The following is a 16,528-nucleotide window of genomic DNA, read 5'->3' as shown; positions in this document are numbered from 1 at the left end:
CCGGCCCTTAACGGTCGGGATTCAGCGAACTACTCTGGGTGGACGCATGCCCCGGGGAGTACGGGGTGGCCGTCGCTTGGTCGAGGGGTGCGCATGTCCAGGGATACTCGCGGGCCGAACGAAAAACTCGGCACCGTTCTCGCCCTCGCGGGGATCAGTAACGCCGGGCTCGCCCGCCGGGTCAACGACCTCGGTGCGCAGCGTGGCCTGACGCTTCGCTACGACAAGACCTCGGTCGCCCGGTGGGTGTCGAAGGGCATGGTCCCGCAGGGTGCGGCGCCGCACTTGATTGCGGCTGCGATCGGCAGCAAGCTCGGCCGGCCGGTGCCGCTGCACGAAATCGGGCTGGCCGACGCCGACCCCGCGCCCGAAGTGGGCCTGGCCTTCCCGCGCGACGTGAGCGCGGCCGTACGGTCCGCGACCGAGCTGTACCGGCTGGATCTGGCCGGACGGCGGGCGGGCGGCGGCGGCATCTGGCAGAGCCTGGCCGGTTCCTTCTCCGTCAGCGCGTACGCCACTCCGGCCTCCCGCTGGCTCATATCCCCGGCCGACAGCTCGGTGGCGCGGGGCGTTCCGGAGGCGAGAACGGGGCGGGGCGGCCCGCAGGACACGGATACGGACACGGGGCCCGAGCGCGGCCCTTCGGGCCCGGCCGCCGCACCTGGTGGTGCGCCGACGGTCACCGGGGTCCCCAGTACCTCCGCCTCCTCGGGTCCTTCGGGCAAGGACCCGGCCGGCAAGGACGAACCGAAGGACACGGCGGCCGCCGGCGGCGAGCCGCTGCCGCAGCACGTCGGCCACAGCGACGTCTCCAAGCTGCGCGAGGCGGCCGAGGACGCGCGCCGCTGGGACTCCAAGTACGGCGGCGGGGACTGGCGTTCCTCGATGGTGCCGGAGTGCCTCCGGGTGGACGCGGCGCCGTTACTCCTTGCCTCGTACAGCGACGAGGTGGGACGCGCGCTGTTCGGGGCAACGGCCGAACTGACCCGGCTCGCCGGCTGGATGGCGTTCGACACGGGCCAGCAGGAGGCGGCGCAGCGGTACTACATCCAGGCGCTGCGCCTCGCCCGCGCCGCCGCCGACGTACCCCTGGGCGGCTACGTGCTGGCTTCGATGTCGCTGCAGGCGACCTACCGCGGCTTCGCCGACGAGGGCGTCGACCTCGCCCAGGCCGCGCTGGAGCGCAACCGGGGGCTGGCGACCGCCCGCACGATGAGCTTCTTCCGGCTGGTCGAGGCGCGCGCCCAGGCGAAGGCCGGCGAGGGCCGCGCCTGCGAGGTCGCCCTGAAAGCGTCCGAAGGGTGGCTCGAACGGTCCCGTGAGGGCGATCCCGACCCGTCCTGGCTGGACTTCTACTCGTACGAGCGGTTCGCGGCCGATGCCGCCGAGTGTTACCGCGACCTGAGACTTCCGCGCCAGGTACGGCGCTTCACGGAACAGGCCCTGTCCCGCCCGACCGAGGAATTCGTGCGCTCGCACGGCCTGCGGCTGGTGGTGTCGGCGGTGGCCGAGCTGGAATCGGGCAATCTGGACGCGGCCTGCGCGGCGGGTACCCGCGCAGTCGAGGTGGCCGGGCGGATCTCCTCCGCCCGCACCACGGAGTACGTGCGCGATCTTCTGCACCGGCTGGAACCGTACGGCGACGAGCCGCGCGTGGTGGAGCTGCGGGAACGGGCCCGGCCGCTGCTGGTGGCGCCGGTCTAGCCGGCCGCCCGCCTTCCCGTCCCCGCGGACCGTGCGGGAGTCGACGAACTCGCCGAGGGCCGTGAGCTCCTCCCGGTGCGCTCTTTCGGGCGGCTCTTCCCGGTGCGCCGCCCTGGTCGAGGCCCGGGCGACGGAGCCGGTGCGGGACGGATGTCAGTGCCCCCCGTCATGATGGGTATGTCGGTCGTGACGTGACGTTGCTCGTGATGGGGAGGTGCTGCCGCGATGGCGTTCGAGCAGGCGGAGGAGCGGCCCGCGGGGCAGGCCCCGGGTGAGGACGCGGGGGCCGCGCGGCGTACGGAGACGGGGGCGGCGGGGGCCGCGGGCGTACGGGCGGACGGCGCGCGGGCCGCCGACGACTCCCGACCCGCCGGGGCCCCCGGTGCGGCGCCCCGCCCCAGTACGGCGCCCCATCCCGGTACCGCGCCCCGCTCCGACTGCGATGTCGTGATCATCGGCGCCGGCATCGTCGGCCTCTCGACAGCGTATGCGATCACCCGGGCCGCGCCCGGCACCCGCGTCGTCGTGCTGGAGAAGGAGCCCGGCCCCGCCCGGCACCAGACGGGCCGGAACAGCGGCGTGATCCACAGCGGCATCTACTACCCACCCGGCTCCCTCAAGGCCCGCTTCGCGCTCGAAGGCTCGGCCGAGATGGTCAAGTTCTGCGCCGAGCACGACATCCCGCACGACGTCACCGGCAAGCTGATCGTCGCCACCGACCGCGCCGAGCTGCCCCGCCTGCACTCCCTCATCCAGCGCGGCCGCGAGCACGGCATCCCCGTCCGCGAGCTGGGCCCCGCGCAGATCATGGAGTACGAGCCCGAGGTGCGCGGCCTCGCGGCCATCCACGTCGGCACGACCGGCGTCGCCGACTTCGGCGCGGTCGCGGACCGGCTGGGCCGCCTCGCTACGGAGGCCGGCGCGCGCATCGAGTACGGCGCGGACGTCCGTACGATCGGCAGGCGCGGCGGCCGCGTCGCGGTCCGCACGTCCACCGGCCGCGTCGTCCGTGCCCGCGCGCTGGTGAACTGCGCGGGCCTGCACTGCGACCGCGTCGCCCGGCTGGCCGGTGACGCCCCCGGGATGCGCATCGTCCCGTTCCGCGGCGAGTACTACTCCCTCTCCCCCGCGCGCGATTCCTTGGTCCGCGGCCTGGTCTATCCCGTCCCCGACCCGGCCTTCCCGTTCCTCGGCGTCCACCTCACCCGCGGCGTCCACGGCGAGGTCCACCTCGGGCCGAACGCCGTCCCGGCCCTGGCCCGCGAGGGGTACGACTGGCGCACGGTCCGCCCCGCCGAGCTGGCCGGCACCCTGGCGTACCCGGGCGCCTGGCAGATAGCCCGCCGCCACTGGCGGTACGGCGCGGGGGAGCTGCACCGCTCCCTCTCCAAGCGCGCCTTCACGGACGCGGTCCGCCGCCTGCTCCCGGCGATCACGGCGGACGACCTCGTCCCAGCCCCGGCCGGCGTGCGCGCCCAGGCGGTCCTCCCCGACGGCACCCTCGTCGACGACTTCCTCATCACCGAGGGCCCCCACACCATCCACGTCCTCAACGCCCCCTCCCCAGCAGCAACGGCCTCGCTACCGATCGGCCGCGAAATCGCCGGACGGGCACTGGCGGTACTGGGGTAACCCGCCGCGGCTGCGGGCCCTCGGGGCAACCAGTCCCCCCTCGGGGTAACCAGTCCGCCCTCGGGGTAACCAGTCCGCCAACGCTGCCCGCCACCGCCCGCTGCGCGCCACCGCCGCCGCCGCTGTGGGCAGTCGTGCCGCTAGGGGCGGCACGGGTGGGCACAGCGGCACCCCCCACCGGCGGGCAGCCGCCCCCGGCCACCCCCTCCCCCGCCCGTAGAATCGACCCACTGTGTCCGAGAACCCCGCCACCCCAGCCGACCCCGCCCCCACCGCACCCGAGGGGCACGCAGGCGCCTCCGCCGCCCCCCAGACGCACCCCGCGCGTCAGACGCCCCCCGCGCACCCGGCGCCACCGCGCCACCGCGGCGAGCCCATGTTCCCCCACGGCACCGGACCAGCCGCCGACCCCGCAGGCTCGCACCACGAGCGCCGCATCCGCTCGTTCCAGCCCCGCCGCAGCCGCGTCTCCCCGAGCCAGGCCGACGCACTCCGCCGCCTCTGGCCCAAGTGGGGCCTGGACATCGACGGCCTCTCCCGGATCGACCTGAACGAGCTCTTCGACGGCCAGGACCTGCCCGTCGTCCTGGAGATCGGCTTCGGCATGGGCGAGGCCACGGCCCAGATGGCCGCCGCCGACCCGGACACCGGCATCCTCGCCTGCGACGTCCACACCCCCGGCCAGGGCAACCTCCTCGCCCTCGCCGAGCGCAACGGCCTGTCCAACGTCCGGGTCGCCAACGGCGACGCGATCATCCTCCTCCGCGAGATGCTCGCGCCCGCGTCCTTGGCCGGTCTGCGCGTGTACTTCCCCGACCCGTGGCCGAAAAAGCGCCACCACAAGCGCCGCCTGATCCAGCCGGAGTTCCTCTCCCTGGTCACGACGCGACTCGCCCCGGGCGCGATCGTCCACTGCGCCACCGACTGGGAGCCGTACGCGGAGCAGATGCTCCAGGTCCTGAGCGCCGAGCCGACCCTGGAGAACCTCCACCCGGAGAGCGGCTACGCACCCCGCCCCGACTTCCGCCCGCTCACCAAGTTCGAGGGCCAGGGCCTGGACAAGGGCCACGTCGTCCACGACCTCCTCTTCCGCCGCCGCACGGACTGAGCCGACACGGACCGGGCCGACGGGCGCCGGGGTCCGTACGGACGTACAGACGTACGTACGGGCAAAACTGGCCCGTTACGGTCAAAACTGGCCGGTACCGACCGCCCCACCCACCCGCTCTCAGCCCCGGCGCGCGACTCCGCGCGCCGCCGCCACCTCGTGGTTACTGTCGAAGAGTGCACCCGTCCAAGCCGTCACCGGACCGCTCCCCGGCTCCCCCGTACGAACCCTCGTACGGACCCCCGAGCGGCCCACCGCCGCTGCCCCAGCCGCCCGACGACGCAACGACCGGCGCGACGACCGGCAGCCACCACGGAGGCGCACGCAATCACGGCAGCGGCGCACACGGGCACCACCGAGGCGCACGCGAGCACCGCAAAGCCGCTCGCGACCAACACCGAAGCATCCGCGAGCACCGCACCCCCCGCCGGGCGGCGCTCCGCATCGCGTCCCTCATCACCCTCATAGTCCTGCTGACGCTCTCCGGCATAGCCATCCTGACCCTGGTCCGCCGCGAGACCGGCACCGAAGGGTTCCTGGTCGGCTTCGCCCTCGCCGTCTTCCCGGTACCGATCCTCGTCACGGCCTTCCGCTGGCTGGACCGCGTGGAGCCGGAGCCCTGGCGCAACCTCGCCTTCGCCTTCGCCTGGGGCGCCTGCGCCGCGACGCTCGTCGCGATCACCGCCAACGGCTTCGCGACCCATTGGCTGAGTACGAACATCGCCAGCGTCTCCCCGACCGACGCCGAGACCTGGAGCAGTACGGTCGTCGCCCCGGTCGTCGAGGAGACGGCGAAGGCCGCCGCCGTCCTCCTCCTCTTCGTCTTCCGCCGCCGGCACATCGACGGCATCACGGACGGCATCGTCATCGCCGGCCTCACCGCCACCGGCTTCGCGTTCACCGAGAACGTCCTCTACCTCGGCAACGCCGTCGGCCGCGACCTCTCACTCGGCTCGCTGAGCCCGCACTCACTGGCCGGCCTCGCCGACTCCCTCACCGCGGGCACGTTCTTCGTACGCGTCATCATGTCGCCGTTCGCGCACCCGCTCTTCACGGTCCTGACCGGCCTGTCCTTCGGCATAGCCGCGACCCGCTACCCCCACCACCGCGCGCTGCGCCTGGCGCTCCCCGCCCTCGGGCTCACGACGGCGATCCTGCTGCACTCCATATGGAACAGCGCCTCGTCCCTCGGCAGCTTCGGCTTCCTGGCCGTCTACGGGCTCTTCATGGTCCCGGTCTTCGCCGCCCTCTCCTGCCTCGCCGTCTGGTCCCGCCGCGAGGAGCTGCTCTCCCTGCGCACGTACCTGCCCCCGTACGCGGCCGCCGGCTGGCTCACCCCGACCGACCCGCTCACCCTCTCCTCCCTCAGGACGCGCGCCCTCGCCCGCTCAATAGCCCGCCGCACCCACGGCCCCGCCGCCGCCCGAGCCGTGACCGAGTACGCCGCCCTGGCCACCTCCCTCGCCTTCCTCCGCCGCCGCGCCCACCGCACCGGCCCCACCCCCGACTTCCACACCCACGAACGCACCCTCCTCCACCACCTCTGGCAAACCAAACCCCTGGCCCACCCGGCTCTGACCCACGCGCATCACCAGCGGTCGTCGCAGTAACGTGGACGTCGTGGCATTAGAAAGTCGAGAGCTGCTCGTCCCACCACTCCCGGTGGTACTGGATGTAGTCCGTACCAATGTTGTGCTTTGGTGATCGGTGGAGTTCGGGAAAGACCGTTTGAGGTTGCGCAGCAGCGACTGCTCGGTCGATGACGCGCCAGTCATCGGCAATGTAGAGGGCGCCCTTGTCGAGGCGTACGTGACAGTTGGCGCAAAGGCAGAGGACGTTCTGCACCACGTCGGGCCCACGGTGTTGCTTTCCGAGCGGACGAATATGGGCACCTTCGCTGTAGCCCTTACCGTCGCCGCCCACCAGGCGAGTGCGGCACACCTGGCATTCATGCCCGTACATTTCCTTCACTCGCCGCACGACGGAGCTGTCCCGCACGATGCGCTGCACCGTCGTCATACGCGTTTCGGGGAACTTCTCCTCGGCAGTGAAGTCAAGGAGTGCGGCTTCCACCTTCCGCTCGACCTCGGTCAGTTCCTCCCGAACGTCCGTCAGACGGTGCAAGTCGAACTGGCAGATCCGCCAGTCTGACTTCCCGCTGATCATGCGGAGGTCGGTGATCGCGTACAGGCCGTCGTAGCGATAGCCCTTTTTCGGCGCATGCTCCGTCTTGGCCTTGGACCCACGAATGATGCGTATGGGGTAGCCACGGTCGTAGCTCCGCCGCAAGGCGGCATTCGTGCGGTGGTCCCAGTCCTGGTCGGAAATCTGCTTTTTAGTGGACTGGTCTCGGCCACCAGCGCCGGTGTAGCGGATCCAGTCTCCGTGGTCTTCGTCGTCCTCGTACCCACCGTTGAGGGCAATCGCGTTCGCCACCCAGCAACCGTCGGTGTCCTTGCTGGTGGAGATTCCGGCCTGGTTGTCAGAGTGCAGGTTCGCGGCCTTAACGGCTTCCCTGTCCTCGAAAACGTCGCCCGGGAGCACGCCATCCACATGCCCTACGAAGGTGTCGTTCGCCATCGCCCCATCGTGGCAACTTTTTGATCATTTACGACCGAGTCCCATAGCAAAGTGACGGTCATCACTCGCCCTCCTCATAACCACCCCAGAGCCCAGCCGTAAGGTCGGTCGAAAGATCCCATGATGTGGAGGTTGTCGTGATGGCTCGGGTTCCGGCGAGTGTGGTGGCGGCTGCGGGGCTGGTCGGGGGGTATGGCGTGGCTCGGTGGACTGAGAAGCGGGCGTTGGGGGGCGTGGCGTTGGCGGCGGCAGGGGTTGTGGCCGCTCGGGAGTGGCAGAGGAGGGGTGGGAACGGTGCGGCTGCGGCGTTGAGTGGGGTGTATGTGGCGGCGTTTGCCGGGTCGCATCCGTTGGCGAAGAAGGTGGGGGCCTGGCCGTCGGTGTTCGCCGTGGCGGGGGCTGTGGCGGCGGCTTCTTGGGTGGTTGTCGATCGGAAGTGAGCCGTCACGGGACGACAGGCCTTGAGGGCGGTTGCGCACGGGGTACGCAACCGCCCTCGGCGTGTGCGAAGAAGCCCGCGACGCCCGGAGTTACGCCGAGGCCTCCGTCAGGAGGGTGAGGTCCTCCTTGGTGAGGGGGAGGGTGGCGAGGGAGAGGAGGGCCGGGAGTTGGGTGACTGTGCGGGCGCTGGCGATGGGGGCCGTGACCGTGGGCTGGGCTGCCAGCCAGGCGAGGGCGACGGTGGCCTGTTCGGCATTGTGGCGGGCCGCGACCTCATCGAGGGCGGCCAGGACGCGGCGGCCGCGCTCGGTGGCGAGGTGGGCGGCGGCCTTGCCGGAGCGGGCGCTGTCCACGTCGGTACCCGGACGGTACTTGCCGGTCAGGAAGCCGGAGGCGAGGCCGTAGTACGGCATGGCGCCCAGGCCGTGGCGGGCGGCGATGTCGCGCAGCGGGCCCTCGTACGTGTCGCGCGAGACGAGGTTGTAGTGGGGCTGGAGGGCGATGTACTTGGCCAGCCCTTCACGGGAGGAGAAGTCGAGGGACGCCTGCAGGCGCTCCGGGGAGATGTTTGAAGCGCCGATCTCGCGGACCTTGCCGGCCTTCACCAGGTCGTCGAGGGCGGAGATGATCTCGGAGACCTCGACGGACTCGTCGTCGAAGTGGGTGTAGTAGAGGTCGATGTGGTCGGTGCGGAGGCGGGTCAGGGATTCGTCGGCGGCCGCCTTGATGGTGGCGGCGGACAGGCCCTTGCGGTTGGGGTGGGCGCCGACCTTCGTGGCGATGACGAGGTCGGAGCGGTTGCCACGGGCGGTGTGCCAGTCGCCGATGATCGCTTCGGATTCTCCGCCCTTGTTGCCGGGGGCGAAGGCGGAGTACGAGTCGGCCGTGTCGATGAAGTTGCCGCCGGCCCCGGTGAACGCGTCCAGCACCTCGAAGGACGTCGCCACGTCGGCGGTCCAGCCGAAGACGTTGCCGCCGAGGGAGAGGGGGGAGACCGTGAGCGAGCCCAGGGTCTTGGAGGCGGAGACGGGGACGGGCCCGTGGCCGGGCGTGGGCGCGGAAGAGTCGGAAGGAGTGGACATGTGAGGGTCAGCGGGGTCGGGACGCGGACTTATTCCAGTAGGTGACGCAGCGTCACCCGACTGCCGAATGCCGAATTCGCGGGACGCCCTACCGTGTCGCCCTAACGCGTACCGAGCGGGGACGGGGCCTCCTGGACCGTCCAGCCGTTGCCGTCGGGGTCCTTGAAGAACATGAAGGAGTTCCAGGTCTCGCCGCGGCCTTCGGTCCAGCCCTCGGCACCGAGGTGCTGTACGGGGCCGACCTCCACCCCGCGCCGTACCAGCTCCGCGTGGGCCGCTTCGATGTCCACCACGCACAGCTGCAGGCCCTGGAGCGAGCCCGGGGCCATGGCGGACTGGCCGGGTGCCGGGGGCAGGCCGTGGACGAGGGCGATCGAGCAGCGCGAGCCGGGCGGGGTCAGCTGGATGATGCGTACGCCTTCGGCGACCTGCGAGTCCACGTCGGTCTTGAAGCCGCACTGCTCTTCGTAGAAGCGCTTCGCACGGTCCTGGTCGGTGACGGGGACGGTGACGACTTCGAGGGTCCACTCCACTGGGGCCGTCCTTGGCTCGGCGCGCCCTTGGGGCGCGGTGGCAGGGGCTCGTTCATTCTGCGGGAGCGGGGTGGGTCGCGCCCGCCGGACGGCGGAAGGGACGGCGGAAGATACGGCCGTCGGCGGCCCGATGGCCTCCCACGATGTGCGGGTGGCCATCAGGGCCGCCGTAGCGTGCGGGCCCGCGGTACGCGGAGACCCGGCCGTCGGCCACCGCCTCTCCCCTCCTGAATGTGCGCCCGGTTCCCGTACACGTACGCATTCACGTACACGGCGGAGCGGGGCGCACGAGGCGGCGGCGACGGCGGACAAGTGCCCCGGACGGGCGGACGGAAGCCCGTAGGGCGAAGGATGGCCCGAAGACGAGCCCGAGGGACGGCCTTTCCCAGCCTTCACGCCCTCGTCGCCTTCACGCGCTCCCCGTCAGAGGCTCAGCCCGTGATTGCGCAGCCAAGCCATCGGGTCGACCGGCGTGTCCGAGCCCGGGCGGACCTCCAGGTGGAGGTGGGGGCCCGTGACGTTGCCCGTGGCGCCGACCCGGCCGATGACGTCGCCGGTGTTCACCTTGCCCGAGGTCTTCACCATCGAGGAGAGGTGGCAGTACCAGAGCTCCGTGCCGTCATCGAGGGTGACGACGATGCGGTAGCCGTACGAGCCCGCCCAGCCGGCCTGCGTGATCGTGCCGCCGTGCACGGCCTTGGCCGGGGTGCCGGTCGGCGCCGCGAAGTCCAGGCCGGTGTGGTCGGCGGCCCAGCGGTCGCCGCCCTGACCGAAGGTGGCGGAGATGGTGAAGGAGGAGACCGGAAGGGTGTAGCTCTTGGCCAGTTCGGCGAGCTTGGCCGCCCGTTCGGCGGCCTCCTTCTTGCGCGCCTCTTCCTCGGCCTTGGCCTTGGCTTCCGCCTCGGCCTGCTGCTGACGCTCGGCCGCGTCCGCCTCGGCCTGCTTCACCGCGGCCTGCTCGGCGGCCTCGCGGGCCTCCTGGTCGGCGGAGCTCTGCGCCCGCTCGGCCTGCTCCAGGATGCGGGCGCGGAGCGCCTCGCCGCCCTGGGCGGATTCGCCGCCGGCCGCCCCGGTGAACGGGCCGCCCTGCGCGACGTCCGTGCCCGTACCGGAGGAGTCCTGGGAGACCAGGCTGCCGATGCCCGGCAGGGTTTCCGCCGCGGGGAGTTTCTCGGATATGCGTTCGGCCGCGCTGCCCAGGTCGGGCATGGATATGGAGACCTGCGGCTTGCCCTGCGCGGAGGCCATGCCGCCCGCGCCGACCGCCGCGATGACGCCGACGCCCAGGACCGTACTGCTGCGGGCGAGGCCGCCGCCGCGCTGCTTGGCCACGCGGTGCCGGCCGCGTACGGGGCGTACGGACTCCTCGGTGGGGTTCCACTGCTCCCACGGGCCATCGGCCACACCCGGGTCGCTCACGGCGGCGAAGGCGGGAAAAGTCGGGGCCGGGAAGGCGGCGGTGTCGGCAGGTCCCGGCTCGGCGTACATCCTGGGGGACTCGCCGGGGTACTCGTACGAGCCCTGCGCTGCGTACGCATCGGAGGTGCCGTACGGCTCGTACGGGGTCTCGGAAGACCGGGTGGGGGCAGGCTTGTTGGACGCCACGGGGGCGCACTCCTTTCCTTCCTTCTCGCCTACCGGGTTAGCTGACGGGTTCGGAGCAGGAAGGTCTCCTACGGACGGCTCCCGAGAGAGTCGACCGATTCACCCCAAGGTGGTGGTTCCCCGGTTCCCTGGGCAGGTGGTGCGGTGCTGAAGTGCGCTTTTGGGATTCGGCGTCGGCCGCGCGGTGCCGCCTCTTGCGACGGCTGGTCCGACCGCGCTGCGTTATCGGACAGTAATAGACGGGACGGCTGGATTCCAAGCGTTCCCCGGAATCCGTACGCCCGCTGAGCTGGACTTATGCGGCCAGTCATGACCAAATGGGGGCGAGTTGACCGAGCATCGAAAACCCGAACCGGACTGATCGTTTGTCAGTTGTTATGCGGAGGGGTGCGCAGTGATTACGTACAGTGAGAGCAGTAGCGTCTGATCATGGTCGTCAACAGCGCGCAGGCAGTGGCGGATCGGTACGCGGAGTTCTCGTGGCAGCAGGCGCGGGGCGAGTCCGAAGCGCATGAGGAGCTGACCGCCCGTATCAGCCAGGACCCGGACTTCTGCGACTTCCTGGGCGCCTCGCTGCCGCCCGGCAACAAGCAGCAGCCCAATCTCCTGCTCGCCGCCGTCCGTTACCTCGACGGCCCGCACGCCGACCAGGGGCCGCGCGGCGACTTCGCGTACCGCACCTGGCGCGAGTGGACCATCCGGCACTGGGACGACGTACGCGACGTCATGATGCGGCGACTCACGCAGACGAACGAGCCCGCGCGCTGCGCCACGCTCCTGCCGCTCCTCGCCCGCCTCCCCCAGCCGCTCGCGCTCCTGGAGGTCGGCGCGTCGGCCGGGCTGTGCCTGTACCCGGACCGGTACCGCTATCGGTACGACGACGAACCGGAGTTCGGCGCTCCGGACAGCCCGGTGGTCTTTCCCTGCCGTACGTCGCCGGGCACGCCGGTGCCGACCGGGCTGCCGCGGATCGCCTGGCGGGCCGGGATCGACCTGAATCCGCTCGATGTGACCGACCCGGACGACGTGCGCTGGCTCCAGGCGCTGATCTGGCCCGGTTCGACGCCCGAGGCGGCGGAGCGGCAGCGGCGCCAGCTGGGCGCCATCGAGGCCGTACGGCAGGCGCCGCCCGCTCCGCTCGTCCGCGGCGACCTCCTGGACGAACTGCCCGCGCTGGCCGCGCAGGCGCCGCGCGACGCGACGCTGGTGGTCTTCCACACCGCTGTACTGACCTATCTGCCGCTGGAGCGCCGCGAGGAGTTCGCCCGGGTCGTACGGTCGGCCCTTGTCGACCGGGCCGGACACTGGGTCTCCAACGAGCACCACAGCGCGCTGCCGTGGCTGCCCGGGCCGCGCCCCGCCGACGCGCATCGGCTCACCCTCTCCGTGGACGGCCGACCGGTCGCCCTCACGGGGCAGCACGGGCAGAGCGTGGAATGGCTGGGAGAGGCACCGCAGGCGGGCTGACGCGCCCCGAGGGCCCAGGGCGCGGCGTTCCTACCCCTCCGGCCGCCGTACCGCCAGCAGCGCCATGTCGTCCGCCGACTCCCCGCCCGTGTGCCGCGCCACGTCGTCCACCAAGGCGTCCAGCAGCGCATCGGGGCCGGTGAACGACCGGCCGGCCAGCCGGACCGCCGGCTGGTAGAACGCGCCCGCCCCGTCCCGCGCCTCGGACACCCCGTCCGTGAACAGCAGCAGCATCGCGCCGGGCGGGAAATCGGCCTGATCGGCCCGGTCCGGCCAGCCCGCGACCTCGCTCAGCCCGAGCGGCAGCGCCGGTGTCCGCGGCGCCAGCTCGCGCAGCGTGCCGTCCGCGCACAGCAGCAGCGGCGCCGGATGGCCGCGGTTCAGCACCCGCAGCACCCCTCGCTCCTCGGACGGCACCTCCGCGAGCACCGCCGTCGTGAACCCCTCGAACTGGTCCAGCCCCTCCCGCCGGCTCCCCTCGCGCTGCAGCGCCCGCTCCAGCCGCCCCGCCACCGCCTCCAGCGTGGCCTCCTGCTCCGCGGCCTCCCGGAAGGCCCCGATGACGATCACGGCGGCCTCCACCGCCTCCAGGCCCTTGCCCCGTACGTCGCCGACGATCAGCCGTACGCCGTGCGGGGTGTCCTGCACCGCGTACAGATCGCCCCCGATACGGGCGTCCGCCTGCGCCGCTTCGTACCGCGCGGCGATGTCGAGCCCGCTGATGCGGTCCGGCGGCAGCGGCAGCACGGCCCGCTGGGCGACCTCCGCCACGTCGCGCACGGAGGCGAGCCGGGCGTCGGTCATCCGCACCGCCCGGTTGATCCCGAGCGCCAGGAGGGCGACGACCAGGACGGTCACCGCTTCGGTGTACGACTCGTAGCCGCCGGCCCGGCCGTGGATGCCGACCACCAGCAGCTCCGCCAGTACGGAGAGGACGCTGACCAGCACCGTGCTGCGCAGCGAGTACAGCGGCGCGGCCACCAGGGGCGCCGCCGAGAAGAAGGGCGCTGCGGTGTACCGGGTCGGAGTCAGCAGATCGAAGGTCAGCCCGCCGACCAGGAGAATGGCGGGCAGCCAGCAGACCAGCCGGCGGCTGATCGGCGACAGCCCGTCCCGACGGGCCTGCCGCTCTCGGTCGCCCGGCATGCCCGCTCCGCCTCGCCCCATTCGCTCCGGCCTCTTTCCCGCGCCGCTCTCCGCACCGCTGTCCGTGCCGTGCGCCGTCCCGGTCCCGTGCCGGTTCCCGTCCGCCGTTGCCCGGTCCCGTGCCGGTTCCCGTCCGCCGTTGCCCGCTCCCGTCACCGTTCGCCGTCCCAGGGTGTCCGCCGCCGAGCGGCACTGCGACTCTTCGGGGGCCGGACGGGTCACTCCCGGCCGTCATCCGGTCCGACGCGTTCCGACGCGCTCTGTTGCGATCCGCCACGATCCGCCATGCGGCACATACGGGCAGTTGCCGTGAACGGTCCCGCGACACGGCACACGACGACAGGCTGGCGTCGGCGGCGCACGCAACGGGCGTGGGGTCCGAGCCGAGAGGGGCGATCGTCGTGGCGGCGGAGGGGCAGCACGGAAGGCCGCACGAAGAGCGGAGGGTGGGGAATCTGACCGAGCCACGGACGGGGACGGTCGATCGCCGGGCGGAGGTGGCGGAGGTCGAGCGGCTCTTCGATGGGGCGTCGGGTGAGAGGCCCACGCGGCTGGTGACGCTGACCGGAGTCGGCGGCGTGGGGAAGACCCGAGTAGCAGTGGATGCCGCCGCCCGGCTCCAGCCCCGCTTCCGCGACGGGGCGTGGTTCGTGGAGCTCTCACCGCTGCGCCAGGGAGACCTGCTGCCGCTCACCCTCGCAGAGGTCCTGCCGTTGGCCGACCCGACCACCCGGCCGATGATCGACGTGGTGGCGGAGTATCTGGCCGAGCGAGAGCTGCTGCTCGTACTGGACACCTGCGAGCACCTGACCGATGCCTGCGCGCTCGTCGCCGAGACCCTGCTGAAGGCCGCACCCGGCCTGCGAGTCCTGGCCACCAGCCGCCGCACCCTGGGCGTGATGAGCGAACGGGTTCTCACCGTCGAACCGCTGCCCGTGCCCGAGGCGGACGACGCGTCGGCGGACACAGCCGACGCGGTACTCCTGCTGACCCTGCGCGCCACGGAGGCGGTGCCCGGTTTCACGGTCCCCGACGCCGACCGCGCGGAGCTGGTAAGGCTGTGCCGGCGGCTGGACGGCCTACCCCTGGCCATCGAACTGGCCGCGGCCCGCCTGCGCGAGCTGCCGGTACGGGAACTGACCGCACGGCTGGACGACCGGTTCGCCGTACTCGGCGACACCGACGACATCGCGAGCGACGCCGAACCTCCCTGGCACCAGGCCCTGCGCACCGCCATCGGCTGGAGCCACCAGCTGTGCACCCCCGCCGAACGGCTCCTGTGGGCCCGGCTGTCGGTCTTCGCCGGCAGCTTCGACGCCGAAACGGCGCGGCAGGTCTGCGCCGACGACCACCTTCCGGCCCATCAGATCCCCGCCGTACTGGGCTCGCTGACGGAGAAGTCGATCCTGATCTGGCAGCCCACCGGGGGCGGCGAGCGCTACCGGATGCTGGACACCCTCCGCGAGTACGGAGCCCACTGGCTGCGCGGCCTCGGCGAGGACGACACGCTGCGCCGCCGCCACCGGGACCACTACCTGGCCCTGGCCCGCCTCGGCGACGCCGCCTGGATCGGGCCGAACCAGTTCTACTGGTACGACCGGATGACCGCCGAGCACGACAACCTCCGCGCCGCCCTGGAGTACAGCCTGGCCGAACCCGAGGGCCACACCGCGCTGGAACTGGCCGGATCACTGTGGTTCTTCTGGTACGGCTGCGGATTCCTCAAGGAAGGCCGGCACTACCTGGACCAGGCCCTGGCCGCCGACACCACCCCCTCCCGGGCCCGGGCGAAGGCCCTGTACGCCTGCGGTCCGCTGCTGGTCTACCTGGGCGACCTGCCCGCTCTGGAGGAACGGGCCGCCGAGTGCGCCGCCCTGGCCGCGCAGTTCGGCGACACGGAGCGGACGTACGCGACGGCCACCGATCTGCGGGTGGCGTCGCTGCGCGGCGACCTGGCGCAGGGCGTGTCCCTGGCCGAGGCCCTGCTCGCCACGGACTGGCGCGAGAAACCGCTCACCCTGATCCCGCTGGCGGCCCTGGTTTTCGGCACCCACGCGCTCGTCAGCACGGGCCGCTTCGAGGAGGCCCTCGCCCGGCTGGACGAGCTGAGCGCCGCCTGCGACCGAAGCGGCGAGCGCTGCATGCGCGCCTGGGGCGACTTCGTCCGCTCCCAGGCCGAGCTGGCCCTGGGCCGTTTCCAGGAGGCCCAAGAACACGCCCGGGCCGCACTGCAGGTCAAACACCGGCTGCGCGACGGCGTGGGCAGCGGCATGGCCCTGGAATCGCTGGCCCGGGCGGCCATCGGCACGGGCCAGAGCCAGCACGCCGCCTGGCTGCTCGGCCTGGCCACGCAACTGTGGGAGACGCTCGGCCGGCCGCAGGCGGGTGTCCCCGCGGTGGTGGCCGCCCGCCGAGCCTGCGAACAGCAGACCCGGGACGCCCTCGGCGACCAGGCCTACCGGCACGCCTTCGACGCCGGCTACACCATCGACCTGGACACCGGCATCGCCCGCGCCGTCTCCTCCGCCCCCGCGCCGCGCCCCTGACCCGGCAGCCGGGCATCCCTGATCCGGCAGCCGGGCGGAAAACGCCGCAGCGCCCCCACTCCCGGTTGCCGGGGGTGGGGGCGCTGCATTGGTGGGCCATCAGGGGCTCGAACCCTGAACCAATGGATTAAAAGTCCACTGCTCTGCCAATTGAGCTAATGGCCCGCACCGAGCAGCATAGCCCGCGCTCGGACCACAACTGGAAGGCATTGGGGCTCGGCGGGGTCGAAGTGGCTCGGAGAGGCTTCGATGCGGTGCGTGACGCCCGGTGCGAACGCGCCGGTGGGCCCGTCCTTGGAGGACGGGCCCACCGGTCTGTCAGCGGCGCACAGACGTTTCAGCGGTACGCGCTGCGCGCAGGTCAGCCGTTGCGCTTCCAGCGCGGCTTGTCGGCGCGGCGGTCGAAGGAACGGCCACCGGCGTTGCCGCCGCGGTGGTCGTCCCGGCGGCCGTGCGGGCGACGGTCGTTGTCGCGGTCCCGGCCGAAGGACGACGGGCGGTCGTCGCGACGGTCGCGGTTGAACGGGCGGTCGCCGCCACGGTGGTCACGGCGCTCGAAGGAACGGCCGCCACGGTCGTCGCGGTTGAAGCCGCCACGGTCGCCGCCGCGGTCGTTGCGGTCGAAGCCGCCACGGCCACCGCGGTCGTCACGACGGTCACGGTTGAAACCGCCCCGGTCACCAC

The 16,528-nt window shown here is 72.2% G+C and carries 12 protein-coding genes, 1 tRNA gene, 1 pseudogene and 1 riboswitch; of the genes and pseudogenes, 7 read left to right on the top strand and 7 right to left on the bottom strand.

Annotation, left to right across the window (positions count from 1 at the left end):
* Window positions 1-93 precede the first annotated feature (93 nt).
* From AB0I82_RS25305 to AB0I82_RS25290, 4 genes are all read left to right on the top strand, one after another.
* A complete protein-coding gene (locus AB0I82_RS25305) occupies window positions 94-1,704 on the top strand; it encodes an MFS transporter (RefSeq protein WP_363259619.1) in 1,611 nt (536 codons plus the stop codon).
* Window positions 1,705-1,929: 225 nt separating this feature from the next.
* Complete coding sequence (lhgO, locus tag AB0I82_RS25300; protein ID WP_363259618.1) at window positions 1,930-3,336, top strand: L-2-hydroxyglutarate oxidase; 1,407 nt, start codon at window positions 1,930-1,932, stop codon at window positions 3,334-3,336.
* A gap of 232 nt (window positions 3,337-3,568) precedes the next feature.
* A complete protein-coding gene (trmB, locus tag AB0I82_RS25295) occupies window positions 3,569-4,444 on the top strand; it encodes a tRNA (guanosine(46)-N7)-methyltransferase TrmB (protein WP_363259617.1) in 876 nt (291 codons plus the stop codon).
* Between the two features lie 176 nt (window positions 4,445-4,620).
* Window positions 4,621-6,054: a PrsW family intramembrane metalloprotease gene (locus AB0I82_RS25290; RefSeq protein WP_363259616.1), complete on the top strand. Its 1,434-nt coding sequence runs from the start codon at window positions 4,621-4,623 to the stop codon at window positions 6,052-6,054.
* 16 nt (window positions 6,055-6,070) lie between these two features.
* Here the strand turns inward: AB0I82_RS25290 and AB0I82_RS25285 are convergent, their stop codons facing one another.
* Window positions 6,071-7,024, bottom strand: a complete 954-nt coding sequence (locus AB0I82_RS25285) for a YDG/SRA domain-containing protein (RefSeq protein WP_363259615.1) — start codon at window positions 7,022-7,024, stop codon at window positions 6,071-6,073.
* A 140-nt stretch (window positions 7,025-7,164) separates the two neighbouring features.
* Here AB0I82_RS25285 and AB0I82_RS25280 point away from each other — a divergent pair, with 140 nt between their 5' ends.
* Window positions 7,165-7,464, top strand: a complete 300-nt coding sequence (locus AB0I82_RS25280) for a hypothetical protein (protein WP_363259663.1) — start codon at window positions 7,165-7,167, stop codon at window positions 7,462-7,464.
* Between the two features lie 90 nt (window positions 7,465-7,554).
* Here AB0I82_RS25280 and AB0I82_RS25275 read toward each other — a convergent pair whose 3' ends face one another.
* From AB0I82_RS25275 to AB0I82_RS25265, 3 genes are all read right to left on the bottom strand, one after another.
* Window positions 7,555-8,547 carry an aldo/keto reductase gene (locus AB0I82_RS25275; protein ID WP_363259614.1) on the bottom strand — a complete coding sequence of 331 codons (993 nt, stop codon included), beginning with the start codon at window positions 8,545-8,547 and terminating at the stop codon, window positions 7,555-7,557.
* A 101-nt stretch (window positions 8,548-8,648) separates the two neighbouring features.
* On the bottom strand, window positions 8,649-9,080 hold the full coding sequence (locus AB0I82_RS25270) for a VOC family protein (RefSeq protein WP_363259613.1): 432 nt from the start codon (window positions 9,078-9,080) through the stop codon (window positions 8,649-8,651).
* Window positions 9,081-9,503: 423 nt separating this feature from the next.
* Window positions 9,504-10,685, bottom strand: a complete 1,182-nt coding sequence (locus AB0I82_RS25265; protein WP_363259612.1) for a M23 family metallopeptidase — start codon at window positions 10,683-10,685, stop codon at window positions 9,504-9,506.
* A gap of 11 nt (window positions 10,686-10,696) precedes the next feature.
* Window positions 10,697-10,868: riboswitch (cyclic di-AMP (ydaO/yuaA leader) on the bottom strand.
* A 246-nt stretch (window positions 10,869-11,114) separates the two neighbouring features.
* Here AB0I82_RS25265 and AB0I82_RS25260 point away from each other — a divergent pair.
* Complete coding sequence (locus AB0I82_RS25260) at window positions 11,115-12,152, top strand: DUF2332 domain-containing protein (protein ID WP_363259611.1); 1,038 nt, start codon at window positions 11,115-11,117, stop codon at window positions 12,150-12,152.
* 30 nt (window positions 12,153-12,182) lie between these two features.
* On the opposite strand, the gene AB0I82_RS25255 is transcribed toward AB0I82_RS25260, so the two are convergent.
* Entirely contained in the window at window positions 12,183-13,298 is a 1,116-nt protein-coding gene (locus AB0I82_RS25255; RefSeq protein ID WP_363259610.1) for a PP2C family protein-serine/threonine phosphatase, read from the bottom strand.
* A 446-nt stretch (window positions 13,299-13,744) separates the two neighbouring features.
* Between AB0I82_RS25255 and AB0I82_RS25250 the strand changes: the two genes are divergently transcribed.
* Window positions 13,745-15,844, top strand: coding sequence for a hypothetical protein (locus AB0I82_RS25250; RefSeq protein ID WP_363259609.1), 2,100 nt, complete (start codon window positions 13,745-13,747; stop codon window positions 15,842-15,844).
* A gap of 89 nt (window positions 15,845-15,933) precedes the next feature.
* Here the strand turns inward: AB0I82_RS25250 and AB0I82_RS25245 are convergent.
* Together AB0I82_RS25245 and AB0I82_RS25240 are read right to left on the bottom strand one after the other, a co-directional pair.
* Window positions 15,934-16,009 (bottom strand) — tRNA-Lys (locus AB0I82_RS25245).
* 196 nt (window positions 16,010-16,205) lie between these two features.
* A pseudogene (locus AB0I82_RS25240) lies at window positions 16,206-16,528 on the bottom strand (RNA helicase); the annotation flags it as partial.

The sequence above is a fragment of the Streptomyces sp. NPDC050315 genome (assembly GCF_040655775.1).
Taxonomy (GTDB): domain Bacteria; phylum Actinomycetota; class Actinomycetes; order Streptomycetales; family Streptomycetaceae; genus Streptomyces.
Note: the sequence above shows the minus strand (reverse complement) of the source record. Positions and strands in the feature narration are given on the sequence as shown.

What these genes read in the sequence shown, in the direction of transcription:
- AB0I82_RS25305 (WP_363259619.1), top strand. Translation starts at nt 94, where the DNA reads ATGTCCAGGGATACTCGCGGGCCGAACGAAAAACTCGGCACCGTTCTC.
- lhgO (WP_363259618.1), top strand. Translation starts at nt 1,930, where the DNA reads ATGGCGTTCGAGCAGGCGGAGGAGCGGCCCGCGGGGCAGGCCCCGGGT.
- AB0I82_RS25285 (WP_363259615.1), bottom strand. Translation starts at nt 7,024, where the DNA reads ATGGCGAACGACACCTTCGTAGGGCATGTGGATGGCGTGCTCCCGGGC.
- AB0I82_RS25280 (WP_363259663.1), top strand. Translation starts at nt 7,165, where the DNA reads ATGGCTCGGGTTCCGGCGAGTGTGGTGGCGGCTGCGGGGCTGGTCGGG.
- AB0I82_RS25275 (WP_363259614.1), bottom strand. Translation starts at nt 8,547, where the DNA reads ATGTCCACTCCTTCCGACTCTTCCGCGCCCACGCCCGGCCACGGGCCC.
- AB0I82_RS25260 (WP_363259611.1), top strand. Translation starts at nt 11,115, where the DNA reads ATGGTCGTCAACAGCGCGCAGGCAGTGGCGGATCGGTACGCGGAGTTC.
- AB0I82_RS25255 (WP_363259610.1), bottom strand. Translation starts at nt 13,298, where the DNA reads ATGCCGGGCGACCGAGAGCGGCAGGCCCGTCGGGACGGGCTGTCGCCG.